The sequence below is a fragment of the Acidovorax sp. GW821-FHT10E03 genome, assembly GCF_059415205.1.
Map to the genome: position 1 here is coordinate 50,743 of NZ_JBWKMU010000003.1, position 14,032 is coordinate 64,774.

At 66.4% G+C, this 14,032-nt stretch carries 13 protein-coding genes; 6 read left to right on the plus strand and 7 right to left on the minus strand.

What is annotated here, in order from left to right:
- The first annotated feature begins 126 nt into the window (after positions 1–126).
- From dapE to AC07OD_RS06070, 3 genes are all read left to right on the plus strand, one after another.
- Positions 127–1,332 carry a succinyl-diaminopimelate desuccinylase gene (gene dapE, locus AC07OD_RS06060; RefSeq protein WP_494595646.1) on the plus strand — a complete coding sequence of 402 codons (1,206 nt, stop codon included), beginning with the start codon at positions 127–129 and terminating at the stop codon, positions 1,330–1,332.
- Complete coding sequence (gene prmB, locus AC07OD_RS06065; RefSeq protein WP_494595648.1) at positions 1,329–2,261, plus strand: 50S ribosomal protein L3 N(5)-glutamine methyltransferase; 933 nt, start codon at positions 1,329–1,331, stop codon at positions 2,259–2,261. Before dapE ends, prmB begins: the two co-directional genes overlap by 4 nt.
- 111 nt (positions 2,262–2,372) lie before the next feature.
- On the plus strand, positions 2,373–4,430 hold the full coding sequence (locus AC07OD_RS06070) for an ABC-F family ATP-binding cassette domain-containing protein (protein WP_494595650.1): 2,058 nt from the start codon (positions 2,373–2,375) through the stop codon (positions 4,428–4,430).
- 490 nt (positions 4,431–4,920) lie between these two features.
- Here AC07OD_RS06070 and phbB read toward each other — a convergent pair whose 3' ends face one another.
- From phbB to AC07OD_RS06085, 3 genes are all read right to left on the minus strand, one after another.
- Positions 4,921–5,658, minus strand: a complete 738-nt coding sequence (gene phbB / locus AC07OD_RS06075; RefSeq protein ID WP_218294959.1) for an acetoacetyl-CoA reductase — start codon at positions 5,656–5,658, stop codon at positions 4,921–4,923.
- Positions 5,659–5,960: 302 nt separating this feature from the next.
- On the minus strand, positions 5,961–7,139 hold the full coding sequence (locus tag AC07OD_RS06080) for an acetyl-CoA C-acetyltransferase (protein WP_218294958.1): 1,179 nt from the start codon (positions 7,137–7,139) through the stop codon (positions 5,961–5,963).
- A 187-nt stretch (positions 7,140–7,326) separates the two neighbouring features.
- Positions 7,327–9,027, minus strand: a complete 1,701-nt coding sequence (locus AC07OD_RS06085) for a PHA/PHB synthase family protein (protein WP_494595652.1) — start codon at positions 9,025–9,027, stop codon at positions 7,327–7,329.
- Positions 9,028–9,151: 124 nt separating this feature from the next.
- On the opposite strand from AC07OD_RS06085, the gene AC07OD_RS06090 reads away from it, so the two are divergent.
- Positions 9,152–9,487, plus strand: a complete 336-nt coding sequence (locus AC07OD_RS06090; protein WP_492805102.1) for a hypothetical protein — start codon at positions 9,152–9,154, stop codon at positions 9,485–9,487.
- Here AC07OD_RS06090 and AC07OD_RS06095 read toward each other — a convergent pair.
- From AC07OD_RS06095 to AC07OD_RS06105, 3 genes are all read right to left on the minus strand, one after another.
- Complete coding sequence (locus tag AC07OD_RS06095) at positions 9,407–10,282, minus strand: purine nucleoside phosphorylase YfiH/LACC1 family protein (RefSeq protein ID WP_494595654.1); 876 nt, start codon at positions 10,280–10,282, stop codon at positions 9,407–9,409. The genes AC07OD_RS06090 and AC07OD_RS06095 overlap by 81 nt on opposite strands.
- The gene (gene maiA / locus AC07OD_RS06100) at positions 10,279–10,947 is read right to left on the minus strand and encodes a maleylacetoacetate isomerase (protein ID WP_494595656.1); all 669 of its coding nucleotides are present in this window, start codon (positions 10,945–10,947) and stop codon (positions 10,279–10,281) included. The genes AC07OD_RS06095 and maiA overlap by 4 nt, the downstream gene beginning before the upstream one ends.
- Before the next feature lie 110 nt (positions 10,948–11,057).
- Positions 11,058–11,513 carry a MarR family winged helix-turn-helix transcriptional regulator gene (locus tag AC07OD_RS06105; RefSeq protein ID WP_218294953.1) on the minus strand — a complete coding sequence of 152 codons (456 nt, stop codon included), beginning with the start codon at positions 11,511–11,513 and terminating at the stop codon, positions 11,058–11,060.
- Between the two features lie 141 nt (positions 11,514–11,654).
- Between AC07OD_RS06105 and AC07OD_RS06110 the strand changes: the two genes are divergently transcribed.
- Positions 11,655–12,350, plus strand: coding sequence for a fumarylacetoacetate hydrolase family protein (locus AC07OD_RS06110; RefSeq protein WP_494595658.1), 696 nt, complete (start codon positions 11,655–11,657; stop codon positions 12,348–12,350).
- A 120-nt stretch (positions 12,351–12,470) separates the two neighbouring features.
- Positions 12,471–13,022, plus strand: coding sequence for an NUDIX hydrolase (locus tag AC07OD_RS06115; protein WP_218294951.1), 552 nt, complete (start codon positions 12,471–12,473; stop codon positions 13,020–13,022).
- Between the two features lie 69 nt (positions 13,023–13,091).
- Here the strand turns inward: AC07OD_RS06115 and AC07OD_RS06120 are convergent, their stop codons facing one another.
- Positions 13,092–13,901: a hypothetical protein gene (locus tag AC07OD_RS06120; RefSeq protein ID WP_494595660.1), complete on the minus strand. Its 810-nt coding sequence runs from the start codon at positions 13,899–13,901 to the stop codon at positions 13,092–13,094.
- Between the last annotated feature and the right edge of the window lie 131 nt (positions 13,902–14,032).

Below are 14,032 nucleotides of genomic sequence, written 5' to 3' on the forward strand. Positions count from 1 at the left end.
CCCGGGGTGACGGCGCCCTGGCTGCGGCGCGTGCCCGGCGCCACACGCCCGGGCCGGGCCCGTGTCTGACGCGGCGTCTGGGACAATCGACTATTTAAACGCCCCCTGTCTTACCCACCCCTTCCCATGTCCCGCACACTGCATCTGGCCGAACAGCTCATCGCCCTGCCCTCCATCACCCCCGAGGACGCGGGCTGCCTTGACGTGCTGGCGGCCCGCCTGGCCGCGCTGGGATTCGTGTGCGAACGGCTGGACAGCGGCCCGGCGGATTTCCGCGTCAGCAATTTGTGGGCAAAACGGGCTGCAGCCCAGTCTGGAAAAGCGCCATCAGCTATTAAAACAATAGTATTCGCAGGCCACACCGATGTGGTGCCCACGGGGCCGCTGGCGCAGTGGAGCAGCGATCCCTTCGTCCCCACCCACCGTGGCGGCAAGCTCTACGGCCGGGGCGCCAGCGACATGAAGACTTCCATCGCCGCGTTCGTCGTGGCGGTCGAGGAATTCCTGGCGCACACGCCAGAGCCCCTGGTCCAGCTCGCCTTCCTGCTCACCAGCGATGAGGAAGGCCCGTCGGTGGACGGCACCAAGGTCGTGGTCGAGCAGCTCAAGGCGCGCGGCGAGCAACTGGACTACTGCATCGTCGGCGAGCCCACGTCGGTCGAACGCACCGGCGACATGATCAAGAACGGCCGGCGCGGCACGCTCAGCGGCAAGCTCACCGTGCGGGGCATCCAGGGCCACATCGCCTACCCGCAACTGGCGCGCAACCCCATCCACCAGGCGCTGCCTGCCCTGGCCGAACTGGCCTCGACGGTGTGGGACCAGGGCAATGCCTTCTTCCCGCCCACCAGCTGGCAGATCAGCAACATGCATGGCGGTACGGGCGCCACCAACATCATCCCGGGGGACGTGGTGGTGGACTTCAATTTCCGCTTCTCCACCGAATCCACGGCGGAAGGCCTCAAGCAGCGCGTGCACTCCGTGCTCGACCGCCACGGGCTGGAGTACGACCTGCGCTGGACGCTGGGCGGACAGCCTTTTCTCACCACGCCGGGTGAACTGGTGGACGCCGTGCAACAGGCCATCGCGGCGGAGACCGGCCTCACGACCGAGCTCTCCACCACGGGTGGCACCAGCGATGGCCGCTTCATCGCGCAGGTCTGCCCCCAGGTGATCGAACTGGGCCCGCCCAACGCCAGCATCCACAAGATCGACGAACACGTGGTGGTGGCCGACATCGAGCCGCTCAAGAATATCTACCGCCGCACACTGGAAAACCTGCATGCGCAGGCGCTGGCAGCCCCCAAGGCCGCCCCGGCGGTGCGTGCATGAGCACGGCGGCACCCCACGCAATGGCGGGCACCACGGTCGGCGCGCTCGTCGAATCGGGTAGCCGGCAACTGGCCGAAGCTGGCGTTTCCTTTGGCCATGGCACCACGAACGCCCACGATGAAGCCGCCTGGCTCGTGCTGTGGCGCCTGGGCCTGCCGCTGGACAGCGACCTGTCGGACGCGCCCGATTCCCTGAGAAACCAGTCTGTCGCACCCGAGCAGGTCGCCCTGGTGGCCACCCTTTTCGAAGAACGCGTCCGCACGCGCAAGCCCGCCGCCTACCTTACGCAGGAGGCCTGGCTCCAGGGCGTGCCGTTCTATGTGGACGAACGCGCCATCGTCCCGCGCAGCTTCATCGCCGAGCTGCTTGTCGACGGCGGCGCGGACGAGTACCTGAGCGACCACACCCACCGGGTGCTGGACCTGTGCACGGGCAACGGCAGCCTGGCCGTGCTGGCCGCCATGGCCTGGCCCGAGGTGTTGGTGACGGGTGCCGACATCTCGCCCGACGCCCTGGCCGTGGCCCGGATCAACGTGGACAAGCACGGCCTGCAGGACCGCATCCAGCTGCAGCTCTCCGACGGCCTTCAGGCCCTTCCCGGCCCATGGGACCTGATCCTGTGCAACCCGCCCTACGTGAATGCGGCCAGCATGGCCACCTTGCCCGCCGAGTACCGCGCCGAGCCCGCACTCGCCCTGGCCGGCGGCAGTGATGGCATGGACTTCGTACGCCAGCTGTTTGCTGTCGCGCCCGCCTGCATGAGCGAGGATGCCGTGATCATTCTGGAGATCGGCAACGAGCGCGCCTACTTTGAAGCAGCCTTCCCCCAGTTGCCCGTGTTCTGGCTCGATACCAGCGCTGGCGAAGACCAGGTTTTGCTGGTGACCCGGCGGGCCCTGGCCGCCCAATCCCGTCTCGCGGCACAATAGAGGGTTGCGCGCCGCTGCCGCTTGCATCGGCTGCACCGATTGCAGCAGCGCTGGCCCCCTGCTTTTTCATGCCACCCGCCCAGCGCGGGTGCGCCTTTTTGTGAACTCCGGATGATCACCCTCAAGAACGTTACCTTGCGACGCGGCGCCAAAGTCGTGCTCGACAGCGTTTCCGCCACCATCAACCCCGGCGAGAACGTCGGACTCGTGGGCCGCAACGGCGCGGGCAAGTCCAGCCTGTTCGCGCTGCTCAGCGGCAAGCTCCATGAAGACGGTGGAGACTTCCACATCCCCGCGAGCTGGCGCATGGCCGAAGTCGCGCAGAACATGCCCGAGACGGACCAGTCCGCGACCGAGTTCGTGCTGGAAGGCGATACGCGGCTGGCCGAGGTCCAGCAGCAGCTGGTGGAGGCCGAGGCCAGCGACGACGGCATGGCCATTGCCCATGCGTATTCCGACCTGCACGACGCCGGCGCACACGACGCCGTGGCGCGCGCCCAGGCGCTGATCCTGGGCCTGGGCTTTCGCGTGAGCGAGCTGGAGCAGCCGGTCAACAGCTTTTCGGGCGGCTGGCGCATGCGCCTGCAGCTGGCGCGGGCCCTGATGTGCCCCAGCGACCTGCTGCTGCTGGACGAGCCCACCAACCACTTGGACCTGGACGCGCTGGTCTGGCTGGAAGCCTGGCTCAAGCGCTATGCGGGCACCATGATCGTGATCAGCCACGACCGGGAGTTCCTCGACGCCATCACCAACGTCACCCTGCAGATCCAGCAAGGCGAGTTGAACCGCTACGGCGGCAACTACAGCAAGTTCGAGGAATTGCGCGCCCAGCAACTCGAACTGCAACAGGCCAGCTTTGCCAAGCAGCAGGAGAAGATGGCCCACCTGCAGAAGTTCATCGACCGCTTCAAGGCAAAGGCCAGCAAGGCCAAGCAGGCGCAAAGCCGCGTCAAGCAACTCGAACGCATGGAGAAGATCGGGCCAGTGCTGGCCGAAGCGGACTTCACGTTCGAGTTCAAGGAGCCGGCCAACCTGCCCAATCCGATGCTGGCGATCAGCGACGCATCGTTCGGCTATGTGGATGACGAGGGCGCGGCCACCACCATTCTCAGGGGCGTGAACCGCTCGGTGCTGGCGGGCCAGCGCATCGGCATCCTGGGCGCCAACGGCCAGGGCAAATCCACCCTCGTCAAGACCATCGCCCGCACCATGAAACCCCTGGGCGGCAGCGTGACCGAGGGCAAGGGACTGAACATCGGCTACTTCGCCCAGCAGGAACTGGACGTGCTGCGCCCCGCGGAGAACCCGCTGGAGCACATGATCCGCCTGGCCAAGGAGCTGGGGCCCGATATCAAGCAACCGAGCCGCGAACAGGACCTGCGCAGCTACCTGGGCACGTTCAACTTCACAGGCGACATGGTCAAGCAGGCCGTGGGCACCATGAGCGGCGGCGAAAAGGCGCGGCTGGTGCTGGCGATGATCGTCTGGCAGCGCCCCAATCTGCTGCTGCTGGACGAGCCCACCAATCACCTCGACCTGGCAACCCGCGAAGCCCTGGCCATGGCGCTCAACGACTTCGATGGCACGGTCATGCTGGTCAGCCACGACCGTGCGCTGCTGCGCTCGGTCTGCGAGGACTTCTGGATGGTGGGCCGGGGCGTCGTGGGGCCTTTTGACGGCGATCTGGACGACTACCAGCGCTACCTGCTCGAGGAATCCAAACGCCTGCGCGAGGAGGCCCGCCTGGCCGAGCAGGCGCAGACATCCTCAGCGGCGAGCCAGGCACCACCCCCAGCCTCCGTGGCACCTTCGCCAGCGGTGGCACATCCCGCCCCCGCGACCGCCCCGGCCCCCACACCGGCCGCCGCCCCCACCCCTTCGCGCGATGGACGGGAGCAGCGCAAGCTCGATGCCCAGGTGCGTCAGCAGCAGGCGGAAAAAACCCGGCCCCTGAAAAAGGAGCTGGAACAAATCGACAAGCGCCTGGCCGCCCTGTCCACCGAGCGGGCCGCGTTGGAGCACAAGCTCACCCAGGCCCTTGCGCCGGCGGAGATCGCCGAGTGTGGCCGCAACCTCAAGGCAGGGAACGACGAGACAGCCAGGCTGGAGGAGCGTTGGCTGGAAATTTCTTCGGCCCTGGAAGAAATGTCGGCGTCGGCAGCGGGTTGAAAATGTAAATCCATGTAAGCCAAAAGACTCTATTTTTTGGCATTGGCGCATATCTGGAAAGCATTTAGTGCTTCATTTTTGATAGCGATTTACATTGTAAACAGACGGGCACTGGCGGTTGCATTTTTTTGCGAAACGCTGTCAACGGACTGTGGATTGGCTGCGTTGTTGGTACATCACAGGAGTTTTCAGCATGAATACCACCGCAATCTTGTCCGCCTGGCCCGAAGACGAACGCGACCGCAAGCGCGCTCCCGCCCGCCTCTGAAGGCGCCGCAGCCAGCGTTTCCCGCCCGAAGGCCCTCAAATGCCAGCCACCACCATGAAGCACGAACCATACCAACGTGTGGGCCATGCTTGCACCGGGTGGCGCATTTCATAGCCCCATCGAGGCAAGACGCCCGGCAGTCCTTCCCTCTTGCTCCTCCCCAACAAAAAACCCCGCACTGCGGGGTTTTTGTTCTTTGCGGCAAACAGCGGGCCCAGGCCATCAGCCCATGTGCAAGCCGCCATTGACCGAGAAGTCAGCCCCGGTGGCATAGCCCCCTTCTTCCGATGCCAGCCAGGCAATGATCGATGCGATTTCGCTGGGTTCGCCCAGGCGCTTGACGGGAACGGTCGCCACGATCTTTTCGAGCACGTCAGGGCGGATCGCCTTGACCATGTCCGTGCCGATGTAGCCAGGGCTCACGGTGTTGACCGTCACGCCCTTGGTGGCCAGTTCCTGCGCAAGGGCCATTGAAAACCCATGCATGCCCGCCTTGGCGGCCGAATAGTTCGTCTGGCCTGCCTGGCCCTTCTCGCCATTGACCGAGCTGATGTTGATGATGCGGCCCCAGCCCTTTTCCACCATGTCGGCCACCACCTGCTTGGTGACGTTGAACATGCTGTTCAGGTTGGTCTCGATCACCGCATCCCAGTCTTCGCGCGACATCTTGAGGAACATGCGGTCGCGCGTGATGCCCGCGTTGTTCACCAGCACGTCGATGTTGCCGTGTTCCGCCTTGGTCTTGCCAAAGGCCTCGACCGTGGAATCCCAATCGCCCACATTGCCCACTGACGCATGGAAGGTGTAGCCCAGGGCCTTTTGCTCACCCAGCCACTTGGCATGGTCGCGGGTCGGTCCGCAACCCGCAATGACCTTGAAGCCCTCCTTGTGCAGGCGCTGGCAAATGGCGGTTCCGATGCCGCCCATGCCGCCGGTGACGTATGCAACTTTCTGGCTCATGTGATTTCTCCTTGTTGATTGGTGATGCCTTCAGCGTCCACTCTACCCAAGAAATCGGACACTGCCGTGAAGGAAAACACTGAAGCCCTTTCCTTTTTGACAGATTGGCCTGCACCGCGGCCAGGACGCCCTGAATTCGGCGCGCGCTGCCACGCCTTGATACAAAAAAGGTCCACGGCCATACCGGCATGCGGACCGCAGCCTGACTAGCGTCCGGAAATAAAAAAAGCCGCGCGAACGCGGCCTCGGCCCGGGATCGGTGGAGGTTGCGCCGCATGGACTGCCGCGCCCCCCCTGGCGCCTCAGCGCTCCACCGCGAGCGATACGCCCATGCCTCCGCCAATGCACAGCGCGGCGAGCCCCTTCTTGGCGTCGCGGCGCTGCATTTCATGCAGCAGCGTCACGAGGATGCGGCAGCCGGACGCGCCGATGGGGTGGCCGATGGCGATGGCGCCGCCGTTCACATTGACCTTGGCCGGATCGATGGCCAGCTCCTTGTTCACGGCACAGGCCTGGGCGGCAAAGGCTTCGTTGAGTTCGAACAGGTCCACATCCGCGGCACTCCAGCCCGCGCGCTGCAGCGCCTTGCGCGATGCAGGCACAGGGCCCATGCCCATGGTGGCGGGGTCCAGACCGCTGGTGCCGAAGGCCGCGATGCGTGCCAGGGGCTTGAGACCCAGTGCGGCGGCCTTCTTGGCGCTCATCACGACCACGGCGGCCGCGCCGTCATTGAGACCCGAGGCATTCCCCGCCGTCACGCTCCCTGCCTTGTCGAACGCGGGGCGCAGGCCGGCCAGCGCTTCGGCATTGGTCTTGCGGTTGAGGTATTCGTCGGCATTGAAGACGATGGGGTCGCCTTTCTTCTGCGGCAGGCTCACGCCCACGATTTCGTCAGCGAACCTGCCGGCATCCTGCGCGGCAGCGGCCTTTTGCTGGCTCGCCAGCGCCAGGGCGTCCTGCATGTCGCGGGTGATGCCGTACTGCTTGGCCACGTTCTCGGCCGTGATGCCCATGTGGTACTGGTTGTAGACGTCCCACAGGCCATCGACGATCATCGAGTCGACCATCTTCCAGTCGCCCATGCGCTGGCCGTCGCGCGAACCGTTGAGCACGTGGGGCGACAGGCTCATGCTCTCCTGCCCGCCGGCCACGACGATCTCGCTGTCGCCCCATGCCACGGCCTGCGCCGCCAGCATCACGGCCTTGAGGCCCGAGCCGCACACGGCGTTGATGGTGAGCGCGGGGGTCTCCTTGGCCACACCGGCCTTCATGGAGGCCTGGCGCGCCGGGTTCTGGCCCACGCCCGCGGTCAGCACCTGGCCCATGATGACTTCACCAATCTGGTCGGACGAGAGGCCCGCGCGCGCGATGGCTTCGCGTATCACGATGGCGCCCAACTCGGTCGCGGGCGTCTTGGCCAGTGCGCCACCAAACTTGCCCACGGCGGTGCGGGCGGCCGAAACGATGACGATGTCTTCCATGGAATGTCCTTGTGGTTGGGGGTTGTTGCTTGGTAATTCTCGCAGCGCTGCGGATCAGTGCTTTTGCGTATCCGCCGGTGCCGGCGCTGCCCCGGCGCGGGGCGCCAGACAGGGGCCGCAATGGGGGGCGGCGCCGCCGTCCCTGATCGGCAATGCACGCCAGAGGCGACCCAGGGGCTTGCGCATGTCACGCCTTCTGCTTGACGTAGCTGCCCGGTGCCGGCTCGGTGGCCCTGAATTTCGTGCCCTTGCCGTAGGCCTTGGGGGCCGCGATCTGCTTGCCGGCATGGCCCTTGAGCCATCCGGACCAATCGGTCCACCAGCTGCCGGGGTGTTCGGTCGCGCCCTCCAGCCACGAGTCCAGCGTGGCGGGCAGCTTGCCGTCCGCGCGGATCCAGTGGCTGCGCTTGCCTTTGGCGGGGGGGTTGATGACGCCGGCGATGTGGCCCGAGGCCCCCATCACGAAGCGCTTCTTGCCAGGCAGCACCTGGGTGGATGCATAGGCGGCGTTGATGGGCACGATGTGGTCTTCGCGCGAGCCGTAGATGTACACCGGCAGCGTGAGGTTTCCAAGGTCCATCTTCTCGCCGCACACGGTGAGCCTGCCGGGCTTGACCAGGTTGTTCTCCAGATAGAAATTGCGCAGGTACCACGCGTAGAACGGCCCGGGCAGGTTGGTGCTGTCGCTGTTCCAGTACAGGAGATCGAACGGCGGCGGCGTCTCGCCCTTGAGGTAGTTGCCCACCACGTAGTTCCACACCAGGTCGTTGGGACGCAGGAAGCTGAAGGTCGATGCCAGGTCCTGCCCCTTCATCAGCCCGCCCTGCCCCATCTGCATCTCGCGGAACTTCACGAACGCCTCGTCGATGAACACATCCAGAATGCCGGTGTCCGTGAAGTCGATCAGGGTGGTGAGGAACGTGGCGCTGGCCACGGGCTCGTCGCCCCGCGCCGCCAGCACGGCCAGCGCATTGCTCAGGATGGTGCCGCCCACGCAGAAGCCCAGCGCGTTGATCTGTTCGGCGCCGGTGATGTTCCGTACCACGTCGATGGCCGCCATCGCGCCGTCTTCCACATAGTCGTCCCAGGTCTTGTGGGCCAGGGCATCGCCTGGGTTGCGCCAGCTCACGACAAAGGTGCGATGGCCTTGTTCGACGGCGTAGCGGATCAGCGAGTTCTCCGGCTGCAGGTCGAGGATGTAGAACTTGTTGATGCACGGCGGCACCAGCAGGAAGGGGCGCTCATAGACCTTGGCGGTGAGCGGCTTGTATTCGAGCAGCTGGAACAGCTCGTTCTCATACACCACGGCGCCCTCGGTGGTGGCCACGTTGCGGCCCACCTCGAACAGGCTTTCGTCGGTCATCGACACATGGCCCTGTGTGATGTCGTGCAGCAGGTTCTGCATGCCCTTGGCAATGCTCTCGCCCTTGGTTTCGATGGCCTTCTTCTGTGCCTCGGCGTTGAAGGCCAGGAAGTTGCTCGGCGCCATGGCGGCCATCCATTGGTCCACGCCGAAACGGATGCGGGCCTTGGTTTTTTCGTCGGACTCCACCGCCTCGACCAGGCCCATCAGGGTGCGCGCATTGAGCAGGTAGGCGGCGGCCGAGAAGGCCGCGACGGGGTTACTGGCCCAGCCCTCGCCGGCGAAGCGGCGGTCCTTGACCTCGGGCGCGCCCTGCAGGCCCTGCGCCCACAGTTCCTGCGCTTCCTTCAGGTACTGCTGCTGCAGCGCCTGCAGCTTGCTGGGTGAAAACTTCAGCTGGGGGGGGGCGGGTACCTGCGTACCAAGGTCCAGCTTCTGGAACGACTGCAGTGCCTGTGACCAGCTTTGCCCGAAAATCTGCTGGAACTGCTGGGCGCTCTCGGCCCATGGTGATTCAGAATTCATGCTCTTTCCTCAGTGATTGGTCGCTCGCAGCGGCAGGGCTTCTTGTTTTTTGTGTCTCGGGTTCATTGTTGCCGACCCACTTCAGCATGGCAACGGATTCAACGCTTGCAGCGAACATAAACCAATGTACCTCATCGTCATCGCCTGGACCTACGTCACCCTCATGATGGCGGTGGCCGAAGCCACCAGCCCCACCGGGACGCTGCTGGGCGCCGTGATCACGTTCGCGCTGTATGGGCTGCTGCCCATGGGCATTCTGGTGTACATCCTGGGCACGCCTTCGCGCAAGCGCGCGATCAAGGCGCGTGAAGCCGCGGAGCAGGCCGCCCACGATGCCGAGCAGGCCGCGGGGGCCCGCGAGGCTGGCGGCCCCGATTCCTCAGCCGCGCCAGATGCAGGCAGCGAAGCGCCCGCTGCCGCCCAGGGCGGCGCTGTCGCGCCGGTGGGAAAAGAACCTTGATGCGTTCGTGACGGTGCACCATGGCGGTGTTCCGTCATTGCCGTGGACATGGGTGATTCCGAGCGCCTGCAACCGCCGCCGCGCGAGGCCCGCCAGATCGCACAGGTACTTGCCGCTGGCGTGGCCGCTGGGCGCGAAGCAATCCTGCAAGGCTGGGGCGGTGTCGCAAAAAGCCGCCCGCACCTCGGGACCCACCTCGAACGCCTGCGGGCCGATGCAGGGCCCCAGCCAGGCCAGCGTGTCCTGCGCCACCCCTTGCAAGGGCAGGATTGCTTCAATTTTTATAGCACCGTGCGCTTGATCCGCCTGGACCAGCGCGACAAAACGCTTGAAAACCGATTCCAGCACCCCCTGCCCGTCCACCCCCGCGAGCCCGCGCCATCCCGCATGGGCCGCCGCCACGGCCCGGCCTGAGCGGTGGGCGAACAGCACCGGCAGGCAGTCGGCCACCATGATGGTGCAGGCGACCGCGGGAACCGCCGCCACGCAGGCGTCGGCCTCGATGCCGTCGGGCGTGCCGCCGTCGAGCTGCACCACGCCATCGCCATGCACCTGGCTCAGAAACACGGGCCGCGTGCCCGCTGTCACTCCTTCGAGGGCGGACTGAAGCCGAAGGCGGTTAGCGCGGACAGCGGCGGGGTCGTCCCCCACATGCGTGCCCAGGTTCAGGCTGTCATACGGGGGCAGGCTCACGCCACCCGTGCGGGTGGTGCACAGCGCATGCACGCCAGGCGGCAAGGGCCAGTCCGGCACCAGCCAGTCGGTGGCCTGCAGGGAGTGCGTGCGAAGGGTCAAGCTTCGTTGTCCGGACAGGCGGAAGGCTGGGCCTTCTGGAATGCGGGCAGCGCCATGCAGGCGTCGAACGCGCCCATCGTGAGCGGCAGGCCGCCCAGGTCGACCTTGAAACGCTGGGCGTTGAAGATCTGCGGCACCAGGCAGCAGTCGGCCAGCGTGGGGGTGCCGCCCCAGCACAGCACCGAGGGCGCCAGCCCCTGGGCCGCGCGCTCCTGCGAGAGCAGCACCAGCTGCCGCTCGAAGGCCTCGAGCCCGTTGCGCAGCCAGTGGTGGTACCACGCGTTCTTGGCGGCTTCATCCACCTTCAGCTCCCGCACCAGGTACTTGAGCACGCGCAGGTTGTTGATCGGGTGGATCTCGCACGCCACCATCTGCGCCAGCGCCCGCACGCGCGCCCGGTCCAGGGCCGTGGCGGGCATCAGGGCGGGTGTGGGATGGGTCTCGTCCAGGTATTCGATGATGGCCATCGATTGCGACAATGCCTCCCCGCCATCGGTCACCAGCGTGGGCACCAGGGCATCGGCGGCGAGGGCCGCGTAGGCAGGCTGCTGGTGCTCGCCCTTCACGAGGTGCACGGGAATGTAGTCGTAGGCCAGGCCCTTGATCTGCAGCGCGATGCGCACGCGAAACGAGGCCGAGGAGCGGAAGTAGTTGTACAGCTGCATGGGGATGGGGATGGGGATTGCTTCGATGGATAGGTGGGCGTGCGTGCCGTGGAGAGCGGCGGTTGTACGGTGCGTCCCGCAAGCCCTGCCACGGCCCGGCGGGGCCGGCGTCATGCGCCCGAGGCGCCGGCCGGGTCCTGGTGGTTGTAGACGACCTTGGTGAGCAGCACCATCAGGTCGCCGCGCTCCTGCGCGTTGAGGGGCGCCATCAGACGCTCCTGCACGCGCTGGGCGGCATCGCGCATCTGCAGGGCCGCCACTTCGCCTTCCGGCGTGATCCACAGCAGCTTGCGGCGGCGGTCGCGGGTGTCGGGTTCGCGGCGGATCCAGCCGCGCTTTTCCAGGCGCCCGATCACCGACCCCGAGGTGGCCGCGTCGAACGCCACGCGGGATGCCAAGGTGACCTGGTCTTCCCCGGGCCGGGCCAGCAGTTCATGCAGGATGGCGAACTGCACGGGCGTCACGTCAAACCCCGCTGTCTCCTCCATGAAAAGCGCCACGGTACGCTGGTGGGCACGGCGCACCAGGTGGCCTGGCGTGTTGTGGAAATCGAAGCTCTTTGCCATGGGCGCGAGTGTAGCGTCCCACAGCAAGACGCCCGCACCCATGGCACACTGCCAGACTTCGGCCCGGCCCGCAGGGCAACCCGCCCGCACGCCAGGCCCGCACCCGTTCCATCGCACCCAGAGACAAGAAGAAAGGCAGACATGAGCTACGTGTTTTCTCCCGCACCGGTGGCCAGCGTACCCGTGGCCGGCAGCGCCGACCGGTTCCCCGTGCACCGCATCTACTGCGTGGGCCGCAACTACGAAGAACACGCCAAGGAAATGGGCTTCACCGGCCGCGAGCCGCCGTTTTTCTTCATGAAGCCGGCCGATGCCATCGTGGTGGTGAATGCGGGCGAGACGGGCCAGTTGCCCTACCCCAGCCTCACGGCCAACCTGCACCATGAGATCGAACTGGTCGTGGCCATTGGCAAGGGCGGGAAGAACATCCAGGCCGCCGATGCGCTCACCCACATCTACGGCTACGCCGTGGGCCTGGACATGACGCGCCGCGACCTGCAGAACGACATGAAGAAACAGGGCCGCCCCTGGTGCATCGGCAAGGGCTTCGACGCGAGCGCGCCCATCGGCCCCATCACGCCCGCCGCGCAGGCCGGTGACGTGGAGAAGGCCGGCATCTGGCTGCAGGTCAACGGCGCGGACCGCCAGCGCAGCACCTTGGCCCAGCTCATCTGGAACATCGCCGAGACCATCGAGCACCTGTCGGCCGCATGGGAGCTGCAGCCCGGCGATCTGATCTACACCGGCACGCCCGAAGGCGTGGGCGCCGTGGTGCGCGGCGACGTGCTCGAGGGCGGCGTGGACGGCCTGGGCACGCTGCGGCTGAGCGTGGTGTGACGCCCCGCGGCCTGGGCCACCTGGCGCACAGGCCCCGGCGCGCAGCCAAAAGCTATCTTTTTCATAGCTGCCAGCGCTGATGGAACAAGCGCCAGCAGCCTATTTGAATCAAAACCCCCGATGACCTTCCGCAGCCCCATCAAACACTGCCGCGCCTGTGGCACCGCCGTGGTCTACCGCCTGCCGGACGACGGCGACACCAAGCAGCGCGCGGTGTGCCCCACCTGCAGCACGGTGCACTACGAGAACCCGCTCAACGTGGTGGGCACCGTGCCGACCCTGCCCGATGGACGCGTGCTGCTGTGCAAACGCAACATCGAACCGCGCTGGGGCAAGTGGACGCTGCCGGCGGGCTTCATGGAACTGGACGAAACCACGGCCCAGGGCGCTGCGCGCGAGACGGACGAGGAAGCCGGCGCACAGATCGAGATGGGCCCGCTGTTCAGCCTGCTCAATGTGCGCCGTGTGGGGCAGGTGCACCTGTTCTACAGGGCCCACCTGCTCAGCGACCAGTTCAACCCCGGGTATGAAACCATTGAGGCGCGGCTCTTCACCGAAGACGAGGTGCCCTGGGACGAGATCGCCTTCCGTACCGTCAAGGAAACGCTGGAAGCGTTTTTTGCCGACCGCAAGGCGGGCAGCTTCGGGCTGCACTGCATCGATATCGAATAGCGCCCGGCCCCTGGACGGCCCAGCCCGGGGGGTACGTGCCCCCGGTCCGCCGGACGTGCCGGCCCTGCCTCAGTGGAGAAACAGGTTCCAGGGTGCAGGAACGGTGGTGAGGATGGAGCGGCCGCTGAAGCCCGCCTGCGCCGGCTGAACCACCGACGCATTCACCACGCCCGCGTTGCCGCCGTTTCCGCCGCTGGCCCCGCCGCCCCCTCCAGCAAGGGATGATTCCCCCGAGAAATCGTCCAGACCCATCGCGCCGCCATTGACCAGCAGCGATCCCGTGACCACGGGCGTGGAGGACGCCACCAGGTGGATGATGCCGCCCCCACCACCACCTCCCGCGCCCGCGCCCACCGCGTTGCCAAGGTTGCCGTTGAAGCCATTTCCGCCATGCCCGCCATTGGCCAACAGTGCGCCCGCCACCGTGATGTCGCCGCCGGCCGCGATGACGATCACGCCCCCAGCCCCGCCACCGGCCCCGGCGGCGTCCGCGCCCGGGGTCATGGCGTTCTGCCCGTTGCCGCCATTGGCCTTGATCACGCCCGATGCGGTGACGGTCACATTGCCCCCGGCAAGGATCACAAGTGATCCGCCCCCGCCTCCACCCGTGTCCTGCGCGTTCGGCCGGCTACCCGCCCCACCCGCGGCGGCTGGCGGTTTCAAGAGCCGCGCGGCAGAGAGTGCTGGCAGTCCGGTACCGCCTTGGGGTGTCCCGGGTGACGACAGCGCAATACCGGGGTGTGGCGTGACATTGCTGGCCCCTTGCGACCCTTCAAGGACGGTGATGGAGCCGGAAATGGTCACGTCGCCGGTCGCGCGCAGCACGGTCCCGCTGGGAAGCGTCAGCGCTCCCGCGATGTCGATCGTGGAAAACTGCATGTGGTGCCGTCCGCCAAGGCTGTTGAACCCTGCTGTCGTGGACAGGTCGATGGTCGAGGCGATCGACACCGTATAGGCCCCCGCGGAGCCATCACCATACGCCGCGACGGAGCCTGCGGGCCCTTGGGGCC